17 protein-coding genes and 1 riboswitch are annotated in these 18,162 nt (G+C 53.5%); of the genes, 16 read left to right on the top strand and 1 reads right to left on the bottom strand.

The genetic code is table 11. From position 1 onward, the window contains the following. Nucleotides 1-156: 156 nt before the first annotated feature. Nucleotides 157-588 (top strand): peptidylprolyl isomerase, encoded by a 432-nt coding sequence (locus tag C173_RS19000; protein WP_036727386.1) that lies wholly within the window; start codon nt 157-159, stop codon nt 586-588. A gap of 743 nt (nt 589-1,331) precedes the next feature. Here the strand turns inward: C173_RS19000 and C173_RS18995 are convergent. After that, the gene (locus tag C173_RS18995) at nt 1,332-2,093 is read right to left on the bottom strand and encodes a YwaF family protein (protein WP_036727384.1); all 762 of its coding nucleotides are present in this window, start codon (nt 2,091-2,093) and stop codon (nt 1,332-1,334) included. Nucleotides 2,094-2,374: 281 nt separating this feature from the next. On the opposite strand from C173_RS18995, the gene C173_RS18990 reads away from it, so the two are divergent. The 15 genes from C173_RS18990 (at nt 2,375) to C173_RS18920 (ending at nt 18,080) form a co-directional block, all read left to right on the top strand. Next, the gene (locus C173_RS18990) at nt 2,375-5,866 is read left to right on the top strand and encodes a collagen binding domain-containing protein (RefSeq protein ID WP_051478173.1); all 3,492 of its coding nucleotides are present in this window, start codon (nt 2,375-2,377) and stop codon (nt 5,864-5,866) included. Nucleotides 5,867-6,048: 182 nt separating this feature from the next. After that, the gene (mscL, locus tag C173_RS18985; protein ID WP_036727383.1) at nt 6,049-6,450 is read left to right on the top strand and encodes a large conductance mechanosensitive channel protein MscL; all 402 of its coding nucleotides are present in this window, start codon (nt 6,049-6,051) and stop codon (nt 6,448-6,450) included. Between the two features lie 106 nt (nt 6,451-6,556). Then, nucleotides 6,557-6,730: riboswitch (FMN riboswitch) on the top strand. A gap of 223 nt (nt 6,731-6,953) precedes the next feature. Beyond that, complete coding sequence (ribD, locus tag C173_RS18980) at nt 6,954-8,060, top strand: bifunctional diaminohydroxyphosphoribosylaminopyrimidine deaminase/5-amino-6-(5-phosphoribosylamino)uracil reductase RibD (protein WP_036727381.1); 1,107 nt, start codon at nt 6,954-6,956, stop codon at nt 8,058-8,060. A gap of 26 nt (nt 8,061-8,086) precedes the next feature. Continuing rightward, nucleotides 8,087-8,755 (top strand): riboflavin synthase, encoded by a 669-nt coding sequence (ribE, locus tag C173_RS18975; protein ID WP_036727380.1) that lies wholly within the window; start codon nt 8,087-8,089, stop codon nt 8,753-8,755. Nucleotides 8,756-8,817: 62 nt separating this feature from the next. Continuing rightward, the gene (locus C173_RS18970; protein ID WP_051478172.1) at nt 8,818-10,071 is read left to right on the top strand and encodes a bifunctional 3,4-dihydroxy-2-butanone-4-phosphate synthase/GTP cyclohydrolase II; all 1,254 of its coding nucleotides are present in this window, start codon (nt 8,818-8,820) and stop codon (nt 10,069-10,071) included. A gap of 42 nt (nt 10,072-10,113) precedes the next feature. Beyond that, complete coding sequence (gene ribH / locus C173_RS18965) at nt 10,114-10,581, top strand: 6,7-dimethyl-8-ribityllumazine synthase (protein WP_036727378.1); 468 nt, start codon at nt 10,114-10,116, stop codon at nt 10,579-10,581. Nucleotides 10,582-10,714: 133 nt separating this feature from the next. Next, entirely contained in the window at nt 10,715-11,506 is a 792-nt protein-coding gene (locus C173_RS18960) for a segregation and condensation protein A (protein WP_036727376.1), read from the top strand. Further along, a complete protein-coding gene (gene scpB, locus C173_RS18955; protein ID WP_036727407.1) occupies nt 11,475-12,071 on the top strand; it encodes an SMC-Scp complex subunit ScpB in 597 nt (198 codons plus the stop codon). The genes C173_RS18960 and scpB overlap by 32 nt, the downstream gene beginning before the upstream one ends. Nucleotides 12,072-12,246: 175 nt before the next feature. Further along, nucleotides 12,247-12,945, top strand: a complete 699-nt coding sequence (locus tag C173_RS18950; protein ID WP_051478171.1) for a DUF2953 domain-containing protein — start codon at nt 12,247-12,249, stop codon at nt 12,943-12,945. 80 nt (nt 12,946-13,025) lie between these two features. Further along, entirely contained in the window at nt 13,026-13,520 is a 495-nt protein-coding gene (gene ytfJ / locus C173_RS18945; RefSeq protein ID WP_036727374.1) for a GerW family sporulation protein, read from the top strand. Nucleotides 13,521-13,686: 166 nt separating this feature from the next. Beyond that, nucleotides 13,687-14,970: a D-alanyl-D-alanine carboxypeptidase family protein gene (locus C173_RS18940; protein ID WP_235191949.1), complete on the top strand. Its 1,284-nt coding sequence runs from the start codon at nt 13,687-13,689 to the stop codon at nt 14,968-14,970. Nucleotides 14,971-15,019: 49 nt separating this feature from the next. Next, nucleotides 15,020-15,691: a nucleoside recognition domain-containing protein gene (locus C173_RS18935; RefSeq protein WP_036727373.1), complete on the top strand. Its 672-nt coding sequence runs from the start codon at nt 15,020-15,022 to the stop codon at nt 15,689-15,691. A 6-nt stretch (nt 15,692-15,697) separates the two neighbouring features. After that, a complete protein-coding gene (locus C173_RS18930) occupies nt 15,698-16,231 on the top strand; it encodes a spore maturation protein (protein ID WP_036727371.1) in 534 nt (177 codons plus the stop codon). A gap of 725 nt (nt 16,232-16,956) precedes the next feature. Next, nucleotides 16,957-17,301, top strand: a complete 345-nt coding sequence (locus C173_RS18925) for a hypothetical protein (RefSeq protein WP_036727370.1) — start codon at nt 16,957-16,959, stop codon at nt 17,299-17,301. Nucleotides 17,302-17,321: 20 nt separating this feature from the next. Further along, on the top strand, nt 17,322-18,080 hold the full coding sequence (locus C173_RS18920) for a pseudouridine synthase (RefSeq protein ID WP_036727368.1): 759 nt from the start codon (nt 17,322-17,324) through the stop codon (nt 18,078-18,080). The last annotated feature ends 82 nt before the right edge of the window (nt 18,081-18,162 follow it).

Raw genomic sequence — 18,162 nt, 5'->3', positions numbered from 1 at the left:
GGATTCCAAAAAAAGCCGTTACGAAATAAGAAGACTATAGGGTTGTGCTATAGCGGCAGGCGGGAAGACTTCCCGCTTGCTTTGCTTTGTGCCCCGTTTCATAGTAAACTAATAAACGTGTTCTACATCTGTCATTTCGAAAGGGGTCATTTACATATGGCTAAGCAAGCGAAAATTACACTCGAAAACGGCGGCGTCGTGCTGATCGACTTGTTCGATCAGGATGCGCCTAATACAGTAGCAAACTTTGAGAAGCTGGCAAAAGACGGTTTCTACAACGGATTGTTGTTCCACCGCGTGATTCCAGGCTTCGTAGCACAAGGCGGCTGCCCGAACGGAACAGGCACCGGCGGTCCTGGTTACACCATCAACTGCGAGATCAACCCGAATAAGCACGAGCGCGGCTCCCTGGCTATGGCCCATGCCGGCAAGAACACAGGCGGAAGCCAGTTCTATATCGCTTACGCTCCACAGCCGCACCTTGACGGAGTACACACAGTATTCGGTAAAGTGGTTGAAGGCATGGATCTGGTAGACGCTTTCAAAGGCCGCGACAAGATGACGACCGTTGAAATTGTAGAAGCTTAATACTAGCATTCTGTAGACGCTATAGGGGGAGGTTCTTCTCTTCCACAGGCATCGCCGAAGCACCCGGCTGGGTAATCCGAGGCCACTGAAAAACTACCTATTCCGCGAAAATACCAACATTTTAGGGGGTCAAATATGATCCCCGAAATGCGAAACGAGCCTTAGAAGCGATTCTAGCGGCTCGTTTTTTTTGACGTTTTTAAAAAAGAGACTTTTTCAGTGGCCTCGGGTAATCCAGCCGGGTGCTTTTTGCCGTACGGAGAATTGTACGAATATTAGTTGGATTTCTTCCACTTGCTCAGGAGCTGAGGAAGGCTTGTCAGGAAACAGTTGGAAAAACAGCACTTAAAATGCTGCAAATCGAACAGAGTGGAGTGAATACACAAAATTAAATGACGTTTATCCAATTAATTTCCTCGAAAGCTCCAAATCATCCGAAACAAGATACGTTATTCCAACTAATATGCCCCTGAATCCGCAGAAAGTGGGCGCGAGGCAGGAATGAGGAGCACAAGTGCCCCTGAATCCGCAGAAAGTGGGCGCGAGGCAGGAATGAGGAGCACAAGTGCCCCTGAATTCGCAGAAAGTGGGCGCGAGGCAGGAATGAGGAGCACAAGTGCCCCTGAATCCGCCGAAAGTCGGCACGAGGCAGGAATGAGGAGCACAAGTGCCCCTGAATCCGCCGAAAGTCGGCACGAGGCAGGAATGAGGAGCACTAATGCCCCTGAATCCATCCCCTCCGTTTACCTGCCAAGTTTCCCGCGGGCTGCGGCACGGCGGGCGGTGTACAGCTCCGGCAGCTTGAAGAAAATCAGGAACATCAGGAGGAAGATGACGAAGGCGAAGGCTTCTTCAACCAGCAGATAGTAAGGATAAGGGCCGAAATAGTCCAGTACCGAGAACGTGCTGGGCTTGTGCATCAGGAACATATAGTTGGAGTCCAGCAGGACATTGGCGGCGTAGACGCACGCGGCGACAAGGTTCAGGCAGAGCATGGTGAAGAATAGCGAGCGCCAAGTGGGCTTATACCCTTCGACCCAGGTCATGTACAGGGATGCAAGTATGATCGACCCGTGGGCGATGAAGAACAGCAGGAAGCGGAAATGCGGAAACGGATAGACCAGATTAGGGGTAAGCAGGGCAATGAATGCACCGCCGATTCCGGCAAAATATAGAAAGCTGTACAGCAGTCTGCTGCGCGTGAGCAGCATCACGACCGACAGGAGCAGGGTAATTCCGCATAGTTCCAGCGGCAGGGAGGAGCTTCGGCTCCAGCTGTCATGGGACAGATACCAGACATGCAGGCCTCCCTCAGAAGCAGCCAGCAGCAGGATCAGCAGCAGGCGTACGCCTAACCGCAGGCCGGACCGGCTGCGGAGGGCGAAGCGGGCCCCAAAGAGCGCCAGGCAGCATAGAGCAATAATAGCCAGGGCAACGAGATGGGAGACGGAGAGCATGACGAAATCACTGTCACGGGCACGGTCCCAGAATAAAGTTCGGTTCACTTGGAATCTCTCCTTGAGTCCTGAAGTAAGGGTTGCATAATAATTTCTTTAATTTTAACCATTTCTGATTCTAAAGTTCTACTCTTAGGTGATATAAGTATATATCGTCTGTAGTGGGCAGAAAAGTCAGGTTTACTAGTTTATTTACATAAGATGGACTCTTAGCCCGTATACATAACGAAACTTCAGGTGGAGTGTGTCCTTACCGGTGCGTTCAGCAGCCATCTTTTTAGCAGGTATGCTTCAAATCATTCAATCGAAAGAACGGGGGCTTATGGGAAATGGTGAAAAAAAGAACAAGCCTGGCAGTGATCCTGGTCATGTTATTTGTGCAATTGGTCTCAGGGCTGGGCTTCACCCGGCAGGCTACAGCGGCGGCCATTGAACAGGACCGGGACATTATTACGAGCGTATTCATGGCGGTATATGGTCCGGATGGACAGACGGTGACAGGCAGTGTGTATGATGTGGATTCCACCGTGAGGCTGGACTATACCTGGTCGCTTCCTAACGGCCACGGCTATAGCCAGGGAGACACTTTTGCTTTCCAGCTTCCCGAGCAGTTCCAGCTCTTCAATGACATTCAGGGCGGACTGGAATCGGACGAAGGGACGGTAGGCACATTCACGGTCAGCCAGGCTACCCATCAGGTGGTGATGACCTTCAATGATTACATCGAGAGTCATGCCAATGTGCAGGGGACCTTACGTATTAATACCCAATTTGATAAAAAAGTGATCAGCGGCAGCACCGTCCAGCAGATTCTATTCCCGGTGAACGGCGGAGTCCAGACGGTTACGGTATCGTTCAAGCCCACTGTAGGCTCGACGATTACCAAGAAGGGAATCTCCAGCGGCTTCAACGCGGATCATATTGACTGGACCGTCGATGTGAACAAAAGACTGGAGCCGGTAAGCGGCGCTGCTGTGACCGACCCGATTCCTGCCGGGCTGGCACTGGACAGCACGGTTACACTTGCCGTTTACCAGCTGAATGTTCAGCTTGACGGCACAGTTATGCAAGGCCAGCCGGTAGACAGCAGCAAATATACTGCCGGCGTCTCCGGCGGGACGCTGAAGCTTCAGTTCACGGACCCTGTGATTACAGGGGCATACCGTATCGCTTATACCACGCAGGTAGTGAGTGATAACTTGTCCAGCTTCACCAACCAGGCAACCTTCACAGGGGACGGCCGTGATCCGGTAAGCGCATCGGATACAGTAGTCATTGAACGAGGCGGCAGCCTTAACAAAAAAGTCGTCCGTTATGACTGGGGCACTCAGACCATTAACTGGGCTATCGAATACAACTACAATAACCGGACGATCTCCCCGGAGAACGCGGTGTTGACGGATGTGTTCAACAGCTCCCAGGTGCTCCTGGAGAACTCGGTGCGGATCTATCCGGTTACGCTGAATGCAGCCGGAGAAGCTGCTAAGGGCACGGCTCTGAATGCAGGCAGTGATTACACAGTAACACCAGCTAGCGGCGAATCCGGCAACGGATTCAGACTGGAGTTCAAGAATACGGTGAAATCGGCTTACCTGATCGAATATACGACCAAAGCCGCAGACCGTGTGTTTGGCGATACGAAGATTACCAACACTGTCTCTGACAGTACCTATAGCAGCAACGCTACTCAACTGATCCGGCCTATTATTATCTATAAGAATCTGTCCGGGGTGGATTACAACAAACACACGACAGACTGGAAAATCACGTTCAACGGTGACAATTATCCAATGAACGAAGTAGTGGTTACCGACAGCTTCCCGCAGGGAGGACAGAAGTACATCTCAGGTTCACTGGTGGTCCGTACTCTTTCCGGCACAGTGATCCCTCCATCGGCTTATACCCTGATTGTGAATTCACCGGCACAGCCTAACAAAGGCTTCCAGGTGAAGTTCAACGCACCGGTTACAGGTACTTATACCATTAGTTATCAGACGGAATTCAGCAATGACTGGCTTACCGGCAATACGAATGATTTCATCAACGTGGCCCGGATTGACTGGAAGGACAGCCAGAACAATCCACAGTGGACTGAAGCCAGCGGGAAGTTCATTCCTAATTCCGAGGTGAAGAACAACGGGTTCAAGTCAGGAACGTATGACGCTTCTGCCAAAGAGCTGACCTGGACCGTAGGCATCAATTACAACAGCAAATCCATTGCCGATCCTGTAGTGACGGATGTACTGGGTGACGGACAGTCTCTGGTACCTGGCTCACTTAAGGTATATAAGATGAATATTGCCAAGGATGGAACGCATAGCCCAGGCGCTGAGGTGGACGGCAATGAGTTCAGCTATAGCGTGGGAAGCAGCAATGAGCTGAAGGTTGATTTTGACACAGCGATTAATTCGCCTTATTACATCGTATTCAAGACCAGCCTGGCCGGACAGCTAATCGGAACCAAGGTAGCCAATACAGCGAACCTGCTGGATGGCACGAAGAAGGTATCGAAGGATCTGAAGGCCAGCGTAGATATCCCGCACGGGGATGAATATGTGTTCAAGGACGGCGCGCAGAACGGAGATAAGCTGAACTGGACCATTGCGATCAACCGCACCCAGTCCCATGTAAAAGATGCCGTGATCACCGATGTGCCAAGCACGAATCAGATCCTGCTGCCGGACAGCTTCCAGCTCTACCGTACGGTTACGGCCGTGAACGGAGAGGTCACGAAGAGCGGCCCTCCGCTGGTGAAGGATACCGATTACAGCTTGACGATCAGCGCAGATGCACAGGGCAGACAATCCTTCGTCTTAAGCTTCCCTGGTGACATCCATTCCGCTTATGTGCTGGAATATCAGTCGCTGATCGTTGCGAACACTGGCGATAAGCTGGTTAACTCTGTGAGCTTCAGCGGCAATAACGTCAAGCTTATCACCAAGGAGACGACCAAGGAGATTATCGTAGGAGTGTCCAGCGGTTCGGGAACAGGCAGCGGCGTCAGAGGGACGCTTAATGTCTTCAAGCTGGAAGCAGGCAATGTTGCAAAACCGCTGGCCGGAGCTACCTATGAGCTATACCGCCTGAACGGAAATGACCGGGTGCTGGTGAATACCCGCACTACAGATGCAGCAGGCATCGCGGCGTTTAACAATCTGTGGCTGGGCAGCTATGTCCTGATTGAAACAATAGCACCGCAGGGCTATGTGCTTGATTCCACCGAGCATCCGGTGACAATCGGCTCATCGGCCGTGCTGAATCTTACCTTGTATAATAAGCTGGCGGAGCAGCCAACGCCGACCGTGACACCCACGCCGACTGTGACTCCTGTGCCGACTGAGACACCTGTAGAGACTACAGTTCCGACTACAGTTCCATCGCCGGTGCCTACAGATTCTACGGGGCCAGAGGCTACACCTGTTCCGACATCACCTACTGGAGGTCCGGTATTTACTCCGGTTCCCACACCTGCCGGTACATTCGAACCGGGAGTCATTATCGATGATCCGCAGATTCCTGCAGGACCAGGCTTGCCGGGAACTCCGCAGCCCTCGGCTCCGGCAGCAACTGTGACTCCAGGACCGGTAGCACCTGAAGTGGTGACGCCAATCGACGATAATATCCCGCTGGGCAATCCGGAAGTAGATGTTGAAGACGATCCGGTTCCGCAAGGGACGGTCTCGGGTACAAACGACGGCAGCGGCAGACTGCCGCAGACCGGCGAGAGCAGCCCGCTGCCGATCTACCTGACGGGTGCAGGCCTGATTCTGGGCGGCTTCATCCTCAGCCGGGTATTCCGCAGAACACGCAAGCAGGACTAGGCAGAATTAGAGCAGCAGAATAAGGGTACAGCAGGTACGGGGACGCTCAGCGTTCCCGTACCTTTTTGGAATATATAGCGGCTGTATCGCAAACTATATACCGTTTATACATTTTTCTGCCTGCAGGTTGCTATAAATGCTATAATAATTTCAAATTCAAAGTTTCGGAGGGATGGTTCGTCATGTGGAAGGAATTCAAAAGCTTCGCCATGAAAGGGAATGTACTTGATCTGGCGATTGCCGTAATCATTGGAGCGGCATTCGGCAAAATTGTTACCTCGCTGGTGGGAGACATCATTATGCCGCTTATCGGTCTGATCAGCGGAGGGATTGATCTGAAGGAACTTAGCTTTGGTATAGGAGATGTTGCTGTCAAATATGGCATGTTCCTCCAGACCGTAGTCGATTTCTTCATTATTTCCTTCTCCATCTTCATGGTGGTGAAGCTGAGTACCCGGTTCAGACGTAAGGAGACCGTCAAGGTTGAGGTTGTGGAGACACCTGCTCCGGCACCGGATGTGGTCCTGCTGACGGAAATCCGCGATCTGTTGAGAGCGGACAAGCAGCGTGAGTCGGGTGTATAAGGGAATTAAGTTACATAAATATAGTAAATTTCCGAAGCACACTTGCATTTCCCGCAGTGAAGTGATAATTTTGTTGTAGGCGTAACTTGGTATTGAACTGAATAGATCAATCCTTCAGGGCAGGGTGTGATTCCCTACCGGCGGTGATGTTGACGGATCTGGCTGAATATAGCTGGTTCCGGTGCTTAGTCCGCTACCCGCTTCGTATGATATAGATACGGACGGTGGACCCGGTGTAATTCCGGGACCGACAGTATAGTCTGGATGGAAGAAGGAGAGATTCACGCGCCGCGCTTGCAACAGGCGGCCGAGCAGCAGTGTTTTCGGAACTTATGTGCGAACTTTCACAATGCCGGAGGTCCGGCGTTTATTTACGCATATTTTCTTTGCTGCGATCACCTCTCGTATATCCCGTCTTGAACTCCTCCTGGAGATTGAGACGGGTTTTTCTGTTTATAGTTTGGTACACATAAAGACTACAGCCTTGGGATAGGAGGCAAGACATGGATAAGATGAACGATGAGTTTTACATGTCCCTTGCGCTGGATATGGCGGAGCGGGCACAGGGCCAGACGGGAATTAATCCTGTGGTCGGCTGCGTAGTTGTGAAGGACGGCGCCATGATCGGGATTGGAACCCATCTGCAGCGCGGAACCGGACACGCCGAGGTGCATGCACTCAATATGGCAGCCGGTAAAGCGCAAGGGAGTACAGCCTATGTTACGTTGGAGCCTTGCAGTCATTACGGCATTACGCCTCCTTGCAGCCAGCGTCTGATCGATGAAGGGGTGGCGAGAGTGGTTGTCGCCTGTGAGGATCCCAACCCTCAGGTGGCAGGCCGGGGAATAGCGATGCTGCGCGAGCAGGGGATTGATGTTGAAGTAGGTTTGCTGCGGGGCCGGGCGCTGCGGCTGAACGAGAAGTTCATCAAGTATATTTTGACGAAGCAGCCGTTCGTAACCTTGAAGAGCGCCAGCACACTGGACGGCAAAATCGCCACACGGACCGGAGACAGCAAGTGGATCTCGAATGCAGAGGCACGGGAGATCGTACATACCCTGCGTCATCGCCATCAGGGGATTATGGTCGGGGTGAATACGGTGATTGCCGATAACCCTTCGCTGACGACAAGACTGAATGTACCCGGACGGAATCCGGTGCGGATTATCATTGACTCCTCGCTGCGCCTTCCGCTGGAGAGCGCTGTGGTCAAGGACGGACTCGCGCCTACGGTGGTTGTGACGACGGAGGCAGCCGATCCTGACCGCAGAGCAGCGCTGCTGGCTGCAGGGTTAGAGGTGATTGCTGCGGGCAGCGGTCCGCGTGTAGATCTGCAGGCGGCTATGGCTGCGCTCGGTGCAATGGAGATTGGGTCCATTCTGCTGGAAGGCGGCGGAACGCTGAATGGGGCGATGCTTGCAGAGGGACTGGTTGACCGGGTGGTTCTCTTCTTCGCTCCGAAGATTGTCGGCGGCGGCGCGCAAGCAGCGGGTACCTTCGACTTCGGGGGTGTGGAGCTGATGCGTGATGCCATCCAGCTTGAAGGATTGGAAGTGGAAGTGCTCGGGGATAATGTGTGTATCAGCGGCACCCCGGTTCCTCAGCAGTAACCGAATATTCAGGAAGGAGGGATGGTATGTTTACCGGCTTAATTGAAGAGGTGGGAGTTCTGCGCAGCGTCACCAGCGGCGGGGAGATGATGGTGCTGAATATCGGCGCCTCGCTCATTATGGGAGATCTGAAGATTGGCGACAGTGTGGCGGTCAATGGGGTCTGTCTCACGGCAACCTCACTCGGGGACCATCATTTCACCGTTGACGTCATGCCCGAGACTTACCGCAACAGTACGCTCAAGGAGCTGCGCACCGGGTCCAAAATGAATCTGGAACGCGCCATGGCTGCCGGCGGACGCTTCGGAGGGCATATTGTCCAGGGGCATGTGGATGGAACCGGTGAGATCCGCAGCGTCAGGCGCGATCAGAATGCAGTGGTGTTTGAGATTGCCCCGGACCGCAAATCCCTGTTCAAATTCATCATTCCCAAAGGCTCCATTACGATAGACGGCATCAGTCTTACGGTTGTGAGGACGGAAGCCGCTACCTTCACTGTATCGATTATCCCGCACACGCTGGGAGAGACGGTGCTGGCCCACAAGCGGGCGGGAGACCGGGTGAATATCGAATGTGATGTACTCGGTAAATACGTGGACCATCTGCTCCATTACGGTTCGCGTGCGGGCAATGAAGATGATGGGGGAAGCTCGAAGATCAGCCATGATTTTTTGGCGGCCAACGGGTTCGTATAATCTATAGATCAGGCATACGGCAAGCCGTCAGGTAAGCGTATAGCCATTAGGAGGACGGTAATATGAGCCAGCAAGCTGATAAGGACAGTGTTCTAGACCCGATTGAAGATGCGATCTACGACTTAATGCGCGGTAAGGTCGTTATCGTTGTAGATGATGAAGACCGTGAGAATGAAGGAGACTTCGTCGCTCTGGCGGAACGGGCTACCCCGGAAGTGATTAACTTCATGATTACTGAAGGACGCGGCCTGGTCTGCGTACCGATCACAGCAGAGCGTGCAGAGGAGCTGGACCTGCATCCGATGGTGTCCCAGAATACCGATAATCATGGTACGGCGTTCACAGTATCAGTTGACCACGCGGATACGACGACCGGCATCTCGGCCGGTGAACGCTCCCAGACGATTAAGGCCATGCTGGACCCGAAGGCGAAGCCGGCCGACTTCCGCAGACCGGGGCATATGTTCCCGCTGATCGCCAAAAAAGGCGGAGTCCTGCGGCGTTCCGGGCACACGGAGGCGGCTGTTGATCTGGCCCGCATGTGCGGGGCTTATCCGGCAGGTGTCATCTGTGAAGTGGTGAAGGTGGACGGTACGATGGCCCGCCTGCCTGACCTGATTGAGATCGCTAAGAAGCATGACCTTAAGCTGATCAGCATCAAGGACCTCATTCACTACCGTAACGAGAAGGAGCATCTGGTTACCCGTGAGGTAGCAGTGAATCTGCCGACGGATTTCGGTGATTTCCAGACCATTGCCTATACGAATGAGGTGGACGACAAGGAGCACGTTGCCCTGGTTAAAGGCGATATCTCCGGGGATGAGCCGGTACTCGTACGTGTGCATTCCGAGTGCCTGACCGGCGATGTGTTCCATTCGCACCGCTGCGACTGCGGTCCGCAGTTCGAAGCGGCGCTGCGCCAGATTGAAGAAGCCGGCAGAGGTGTACTCCTCTATATGCGCCAGGAGGGCCGGGGCATTGGCCTGATCAACAAGCTGCGCGCCTACAAGCTGCAGGAAGAAGGGCTGGATACTGTGGATGCCAACCTGAAGCTGGGCTTCGCGGCGGATCTGCGGGATTATGGCATCGGGGCACAGATTCTTAAGGATCTCGGCATCCGCCAGATCCGGCTGCTGACCAACAACCCGCGCAAGATCAAGGGGCTGGAAGGCTATGGCCTTGAGGTGGTGGAGCGCGTAGCGATCCAGATGCCGGAGAACAAGGACAATACCAATTATCTTCATACGAAGCAGGCGAAGCTTGGGCATCTGCTGAATTTTGACAAGATTGAACAGAATGAGAATACCAAAATTTAATCATAGATTACCTATCCTATACACGAAGGGTTGATGAGTAGTATGCCGAATTATTTTGAAGGACATTTAGTATCTGAGGGCTTGAAATATGGGGTTGTCGTAGGACGTTTCAATGAGTTCATTACCAGCAAGCTGCTCTCCGGGGCACTCGATGCCTTCAAGCGCCATGGGGTTGCCGATGATGAAGTGGATGTGGCCTGGGTACCGGGCGTATTCGAAATTCCGCTGATTGCTCAAAAAATGGCCGAAAGCGGCAAATATGACGCAGTTATCACGCTGGGTACAGTCATTCGCGGATCTACAACACACTATGATTATGTGTGCAACGAGGTGGCCAAGGGTGTGGCGGCGATTAATCTTAAGACGGGTGTTCCGACTATTTTTGGTGTGGTTACGACGGAGAATATTGAACAGGCTATTGAGCGCTCAGGAACCAAAGCCGGCAATAAAGGCTGGGACGCAGCGACTGCCGCGATCGAAATGGCTAACCTGAATAAGCTGTTCAAATAATACACCTCTTGACGAAAGAGCGTAAATCGTGCTTATTTATAGGTATGAGAAGAAAGCATGAATATAGATCTTTCTACTTGTGTAGCGTCCTTGCGGCGCTGCACTTTACTTTTTTTGGGCTGGAGGAAACCGCGTGACTGTATTGTACAAGCTGGAGACGTTCGAAGGTCCGCTCGATCTGCTCTTGCATCTGATTGACAAGGCGGAAATCGACATCCAGGACATTCCGGTCAGCGAGATCACCGAGCAGTATATGGAATTCCTACAGGGAATGAAGGAGCTGGAGCTGGATATCACCAGTGAATTTCTGGTGATGGCTGCCACTCTGCTGTCGATTAAGAGCAAAATGCTGCTGCCGAAGCCGCCCGTCATTGAAATCGAGGATTTCGATTATTATGAGGATGACGGCTATGATCCGCGCGCGGAGCTGGTGCAGCGACTGATTGAATACCGTAAGTTCAAGAGCATCGCGGTGCAGCTGTTGGATATGGAGAGCGAGCGCAGCCTGATTTTTACGAAGGAGCCTGAGGATCTGGGTCCTTTCGTCCCTGCGCAGACGGACAATACACTGAAGGGTCTGCATACCGCCGATCTGATCGCTGCGTTCCGCAAGGCGCTAAGCAAGGCTGCCCGGCGCACCTCGTACCAGCGGATTACCCGGGATGAGATCTCGGTAAAAGATCGTATCCGTGATGTATCCGAAGCGCTTCAGCGCAAAGGGATCGGCGGCAGAATGCGCTTCTCTTCCCTGCTGCATGAGGAGATGGACCGGCATGAGATTGTGACCACCTTCCTGGCCATCCTGGAGCTGATGAAGATGAAGGCCATTTACTGCTATCAGGAGAAATTATTTGAGGATATTGTTATGGAGTGGAGAGGAGGAGAGGATGTCAGTGGACTACAACACGCTGAAATCGATTATTGAAGGCCTGCTGTTTCTCTCAGGGGATGAAGGTCTGTCGGTCCGGCAGATTGCCGAGATTACCGAGCAGCGGCCTGATCTGGCTACAAGAGCGCTGGATGACTTAAGAGAGGATTACCACTCGCAGAGCCGTGGCCTTCAGGTGGTCCAGATTGCCGGGAATTACCGGCTGGCGACACTCCCGGAGCATGCTCAGTATTTTGAACGTCTGGCGTATTCGCCCTCCAGGTCGTCCCTGTCCCAGGCGGCGCTGGAGACACTTGCCATTGTGGCTTACCGCCAGCCGATCACGAGAGTGGAGATTGAGGAGATCCGGGGCGTCAAATCCGAACGGGCCATCCACACGCTGGGAAACAAGGATCTGATCCACGAGGTGGGCCGGGCGGAGGCTGTCGGGCGTCCGATTCTGTATGGAACGACCAAGTCCTTCCTGGACAGCTTCGGGCTGGCCAGCCTGAAGGAGCTGCCGGAGCCGTCAAGCTTCGATACCTCCGAGGGTCTGGAAGAGGAGACTCAGCTGCTGTTCAGCAAGCTGGACAGCCAGATGACTTTCGATGAGGTAGAATAACCGCAGCGGACCCGCCGCTGTTCTTGAGATGCCGTTGTCCCTTCGGGGGCAGCGGCATTTTTTCATAGGAAATGGAGAAGTTTGCGAAATCACCGAATGTTATCCAGCCGTAATTGCCATACTAATCCAGAGGCTCCATGTTTATTATTCTAAAGTCTGCTTGGAGGTTAACCGTGTGACGTTATGGCTGGCAATACCCTTAATCCTGCTGCTGCTCGTAGTTCTGCTGTTCCTGCTGGTTTTGGCGTCATCGATTCATTTTCACTTGCGTGTCCGCAGGCTGGGTAAGGATGACCGCATCGAATTCGACATCAAAGCTGTATATGGCCTCGTTAAATTTCATTATGAGGTGCCTGCGCTGGTCTTCCAGAGCCTTGAACAGGGTATTAAGCTCAAGGTGGAGAAAAGCGGAATCGCACCAGTGAAGCTGGATAGCGAGAAGGAAGGGCAGGTCGATAAAGAATCTGTGACGCAATGGCTAAAGGATATACGCACTGCGTTACATGCCACCCGCGGTCTGAAAAAATGGCTTAAAGACACCGTCTCTCATATTCAGATCACCAAGCTGGACTGGTCCACGGACTTCTCTCTGGGGGAGGCTGCAACGACTGCCACGGCGGTGGGGGCCTTATGGGGACTGAAGTGGACGATGATTGGCGTACTCTCCCGCATGGTCAGACTGGTGCATAAGCCGGGAATATTTGTGGCTCCTGTCTTCCGGGATCAGCCGTCTTTTGCAACGGAAGCCGTCTGCAGCGGCAAGCTGTCCGCCGGATATGCGCTCTATGCGGGGCTTCTCCTGCTGCGGCGTGTGTCGAAGGTGGAAGGCGGTCTGGGCCGGTGGAAGAGATTGCTCAGCCGTGAACGTTCCTAAATAATCTACATACTCCAATCTATAGTGGGCAAGATAAATACTGCAGGTACATTTATATACACACGAGGAGGAGACAAACAATGTCAGATCATCCGATTCAAGGTCTCATGCAGACCGCAATGGAAAATATTAAAGGCATGGTTGATGTAAATACAATTGTAGGAGATCCGGTTGAAACGCCCGATGGCACCGTCATTCTGCCGATTAGCAAGGTGACGTTCGGCTTCGCAGCCGGCGGTAGTGATTTCAGGGTGGAGGATGATGGTCCGGGCGTGAACAGCAGCGGGTCCGGTGTCAAAATGCTACCCTTCGGGGGCGGCAGCGGGGGCGGCGTGTCTATTCGTCCAATCGCTTTTCTGGTCGTTGGCAGGGAAGGGGTACATATTGTGCCGCTGGATAATCAGACCCATCTGTTCGAGAAAATTATTGATGCCACGCCTAACCTGCTCGACAAAATTCAGAATATGTTCCAGCCCGGCATGGTTCCCGAAGCTTCAGATATTCCCGGCTCCAAGGTAACCAAAACCGTTGTGGAGACCGGGACCGGCTCGTCTGACCATTCGTCAACACATTAGGATACAGGGAAATGACAAATTAGCAGGGATATCACCTTAGCGGGTGGTATCCCTTTTTTGCCGGATGATGGCGGATAGGACATACCTGCCCCATGCCCCGCATACACTTGTACAACCAGGCAAGACTGATGAACCGTTGCGTAAGGAACGGATAAGAAGCCGGAGGATGAACATGAAGACACTAACCCGAAAATCTACGCTGTCCTTACTGTTGTGTGTGCTGCTGCTTGCGCTGGTGCCGCTGTCTGCTGTCCGGGCGGAGAACCTTTCGATCTCCACGCATGCGAGGGCGGCGGCGCTGATTGATGTGACATCCGGAAGAATTCTGTACAGCAGCCGCGGGGATGAGCCGATGCTGATTGCCAGTCTGACCAAAATTATGACCGCCCTTGTGGCGATAGAGAACGGCGACATAACGTCGAAGGTCAAGGTCGGCAAAAATGCTTTTGCCAAGGAGGGCTCCTCCCTGTACCTGAAGCTGGGCGAGGAAATGACGCTGAAGGATATGCTGTATGGGCTGATGCTGCGCTCCGGCAACGATGCGGCAACTGCAATTGCCGAGCATGTCGGCGGTTCGGAGCAGGGGTTCGTCTACCTGATGAACGCCAAGGCGCAGGAGCTGAATTTGAAAAATACGCATTTTGCCAATCCGCATGGATTAGATGCAGAAGGCCACTTTTCCAGCGCGAATGATCTGGCCGTATTGACCGCATATGCGATGCATAACCCGGTATTCAAGGAGATCGTAGCCACCAAAGAGAAGACGGCGGACAATCCCTACGAGAAATGGGACTATAAATGGAGCAACAAAAATAAGATGCTGCGACTCTACGAAGGAGCGGACGGGGTGAAGACGGGGTATACCAAAAAAGCGCTGCGCTGCCTGGTCAGCTCCGCTACAAGGGACGGGCAGCAGCTCGTGGCTGTTACGCTGAACGACGGCAATGACTGGAACGACCATTCCTCACTGCTGGACTTCGGCTTCAACCATTATCCTCTGAAGACGCTGGTCGGGCGGGGCGAGGCCGTCAAAGGCTACAGTCTGGTGACCGGCAAGGCCTTCGCATATCCGCTTGGTCAGGGGGAGGAAGCAAGGCTCGTCAACAAGCTGGTGCTTAGTGCAGCTCCCCAGGCCTCTGCGGGTGGTAATGCTGCGGGTTCGGGGAGTGCAGGTGCAGGCTCCAGTGTAAGTGCAGGTGCGGGCAGGGCAAGCGCGAATGCCAACGGGAGTGAGGGCGATGTTAACTTCGGGCTCAGGGGTGTGATTATTTTGCAGCTGGGAGATAAGGAGATCGGGCGGGTACCGGTGTACACGCCTGGCCAGCTCCCGCCGGAGACCTCACCGTATGAGAAAAAATATAACGCTGCGAGCGCCTCCGCCTATCCGGCGGGCAACTGGCTGCAGGCCTTCGGCAGTGCGCTGCGGGCGTTGTTCCGCACGGGGGAATAACGGGTAGATAGACAAACAGTATTCAGAATGAACCGGGGGAGGGGTAGGTATGTTAAATGGAATCTGGCTCGGAATGATCCTGATCGGATTTGGCTTTGCGGCAGTTAACGGACGGATGAACGAGTTCACCGCCGCCGTATTCGATGGCGCGAAGAGCGGGGTGACCGTCAGCTTCGGGCTGATCAGTGTGCTGGTGTTCTGGCTGGGCATTATGCGGATTGCGGAGGATGCCGACCTGCTGAAGAAAATCTCCAAAGTGCTGGGCCCCGTAGTCTCCTTTCTGTTCCCGGATGTGCCCAAAGGGCATCCCGCGATCGGCTACATTCTCTCCAATATGAGCGCCAACCTGCTGGGGCTGGGGAATGCTGCCACTCCAATGGGCATTAAGGCGATGCAGGAGCTGCAGACGCTGAACCCGGATAAGGAGACCGCAACGCCGGCCATGTGTACCTTGCTTGCGCTGAACACTGCCAGCATCACTCTAATTCCGGCGACTCTGATTGCAATCCGGCTGAATTACGGATCGGCGGACCCGGCGGCCATCGTCGGGACCACCCTGGCGGCGACGGCAGTGGCTACCCTGGCGGCGATTGCTGCGGACAGGCTGTTCCGCCGCCTCACCCTGCTCCGCAGGCCGCCCGGACCGCCGCCGGTCCTGAACGCCGGTACCGGCCCGGCAAACGGGAGCGGGGCGCTCCCACATTCTTCGGTGAAAGGGTGACCGTCCGTGTTACAACTGATCAGTCTGATCTCTGCCTGGGCGATTCCGGTCATGGTTACCTTTATTCCGCTGTATGCCTTCACGCGCAAGGTTCCGGTCTATGAATCTTTCGTGGAGGGCGCGAAGGACGGGTTCGGTACCGCCATTGCAATTATCCCCCATCTGGTCGGCATGCTGGTGGCGATCAGTGTGTTCCGCGCGTCCGGTGCGCTGGACTTCCTGATGGGCTTTGTAAGCCCTCTGATGGAGGGACTGGGTATTCCGTCAGAGGTGCTTCCACTCGGTCTCCTGCGCCCGCTGACGGGCACTGGATCACTCGCCTATACTACAGACCTGATCCGCGTCCACGGCCCGGACTCTCTCATCGGTATGATCGCTTCTACTATACAGGGCAGCACAGACACCACTCTGTATGTGCTGACTGTCTATTTCGGCGCTGTAGGCATCCGTAACGGCCGCTATGCCTTGAAGGTGGGCCTGTTCTCGGACGTCGTCGGCTTCATTGCTGCCATTGCCGTTTGTCTGCTGGTGTTCGGGTAGGAGGGCGCGATTGGAGGAGATAGATTGATAGATAGATGGATTTTCTCCACTTGCTGCTAGGCGAATGAACGTTGCAGGAACAGCAGTTGGAAAAATGCTGCTTAATTAAACGTATTCTCGCCAAAGTAGTGAAATTAAACAAATTAAATGCCCTTTTTCCATTTGCTTCAGACAATTTCCCCGAAACTCATAAATTACGATACGTTTTTCCAATTGTTTGCCTTCAGGAGATTCCAACAAAAGTCGGCCAGATGAGTGAATGAAGGGTATTAATGCACCTGATTATTCCAGGCAGACCCCCAGAACCCAAGGCGGGTCCCAGAAGGTTGAAGGTCCCAAGCGCTGCCCCGCAGCCGGTGGTGGTGGTGTGGTGGTCCCCAAGCGCTGCCCCGCAGCCGCTTGCCGCTTGCCCTACAGTCCTCACCCCCTTCCGGGAGGTGAGGACTGTTTTTTTATTAGGTTTGCCCCTGCGTTGATGGAGTAACGGAGAGGAATTTTGGAACTGTAGGAGCGCTAGCGTCCGCCTTTAGGGTCCAATTTCTACCGCTGTCAGCGGCTTGGAATCAGGAAATTGGAGCCTAACAGCGGCCGGAAGTCCAAACATTCCTTGGAGTTACGATTAGTCAACGCTTTTAATTAACAAATTTTAATTAACAAACAGTCCTCACCGCCCGCCCCCCCACTTCATATGCTATTTCAGCAATACGGAGGGAGGACGACAAAGGGTGGACTACAAAGGCTTTATACTGCATCATTCCCGCTGTCCGTCTATTAACGGCAAAGGATTCGACTTCTGGGTCGGGCTGAACGGCTCGGTCTACGCGGCGCCGCTGCTGACAGACCCGGAGCATATTCATATTTGCCTCGAAGGCAACTACGGGGAGGCGGAGCAGCTGCCCCAGCTTCCGGAGCGCCAGCAGCAGCTGTTTGCGGCGGGGAAGCTGATACTGGAGCTGTCCGGGCGCTATGAAATGTCGCCGCTTACGGTGGAGCCGCATAGTGAAACTTGCCCCGGCGCATTTTTTCCGTGGAATGATCTTGTGATTTATGCCTCCGATGGTTATCATTAACCTGAGGTGAGTAGTCGAAAATGGAAAGATTACAGAAAATATTGGCGCAAGCAGGTGTTGCGTCCAGACGCAAGTGTGAAGAAATGATTTTGGCCGGTAAAGTGGAAGTCAACGGGGAACTCGTAACTACGCTTGGCACAAAGGCGGACCCCGCAACCGATATTATTAAAGTCTCGGGCAGACTGATCCGGGGCGAGAATAAAATCTATATTATGTTCAACAAGCCCAAAGGTGTAATTACAAGCGCCTCGGATGACAAGGGCCGCAAGGTAGTAACGGATTACCTGAAAGGAATCACAGAGCGCGTATACCCTGTAGGCCGCTTGGACTACGATACGGAAGGGCTGCTGCTGCTGACGAATGACGGTGAGTTTGCCAACCTGCTCACGCATCCGAAGCATCATGTGCCGAAGACGTATCTGGCTACGGTCAAGGGTGTGCCGCATGGCACAGCGCTGGACAAGCTGAAAGCCGGCATTAAGCTGGAAGACGGCATGACCGCTCCAGCGGAAGTCGAATACAAGGATATTGATGAAGCCAATAAAGAAGCGGTAATCAGCATCACCATCCATGAAGGCCGCAACCGCCAGGTCCGGCGGATGTTCGAGGCTGTGTCACATCCGGTTATCCGTCTGAAGCGGATTTCCTTCGGGGATATCCTGCTTCAGAATCTCAAGCGCGGCTCTTACCGCCATTTGACCAAGGATGAGATCAATCATCTGCAGCAAATTGCCAAAGCGGGAATGCTTCGGGACAATCAGACACGCAAAGACACATAAAGTTCACAATTTCCCCTCCTAAAACTGTGACAATATTCGTTATAATGTTCATAGGATGTTCACACCTTACAACTAAAGTAAT

Origin of the sequence: Paenibacillus sp. FSL R7-277, assembly GCF_000517965.1 — a bacterium.
In the GTDB taxonomy this organism is placed as follows: Bacteria; Bacillota; Bacilli; order Paenibacillales; family Paenibacillaceae; genus Paenibacillus_AQ; species Paenibacillus_AQ silagei.
This window is presented reverse-complemented; position numbering and strand designations above follow the sequence as displayed.

What these genes read in the sequence shown, in the direction of transcription:
- C173_RS18990 (WP_051478173.1), top strand. Translation starts at nt 2,375, where the DNA reads ATGGTGAAAAAAAGAACAAGCCTGGCAGTGATCCTGGTCATGTTATTT.
- ribD (WP_036727381.1), top strand. Translation starts at nt 6,954, where the DNA reads ATGGATAAGATGAACGATGAGTTTTACATGTCCCTTGCGCTGGATATG.
- ytfJ (WP_036727374.1), top strand. Translation starts at nt 13,026, where the DNA reads ATGTCAGATCATCCGATTCAAGGTCTCATGCAGACCGCAATGGAAAAT.
- C173_RS18920 (WP_036727368.1), top strand. Translation starts at nt 17,322, where the DNA reads ATGGAAAGATTACAGAAAATATTGGCGCAAGCAGGTGTTGCGTCCAGA.
- C173_RS19000 (WP_036727386.1), top strand. Translation starts at nt 157, where the DNA reads ATGGCTAAGCAAGCGAAAATTACACTCGAAAACGGCGGCGTCGTGCTG.
- C173_RS18935 (WP_036727373.1), top strand. Translation starts at nt 15,020, where the DNA reads ATGTTAAATGGAATCTGGCTCGGAATGATCCTGATCGGATTTGGCTTT.
- ribH (WP_036727378.1), top strand. Translation starts at nt 10,114, where the DNA reads ATGCCGAATTATTTTGAAGGACATTTAGTATCTGAGGGCTTGAAATAT.
- mscL (WP_036727383.1), top strand. Translation starts at nt 6,049, where the DNA reads ATGTGGAAGGAATTCAAAAGCTTCGCCATGAAAGGGAATGTACTTGAT.
- C173_RS18970 (WP_051478172.1), top strand. Translation starts at nt 8,818, where the DNA reads ATGAGCCAGCAAGCTGATAAGGACAGTGTTCTAGACCCGATTGAAGAT.
- C173_RS18940 (WP_235191949.1), top strand. Translation starts at nt 13,687, where the DNA reads ATGAACATGAAGACACTAACCCGAAAATCTACGCTGTCCTTACTGTTG.
- ribE (WP_036727380.1), top strand. Translation starts at nt 8,087, where the DNA reads ATGTTTACCGGCTTAATTGAAGAGGTGGGAGTTCTGCGCAGCGTCACC.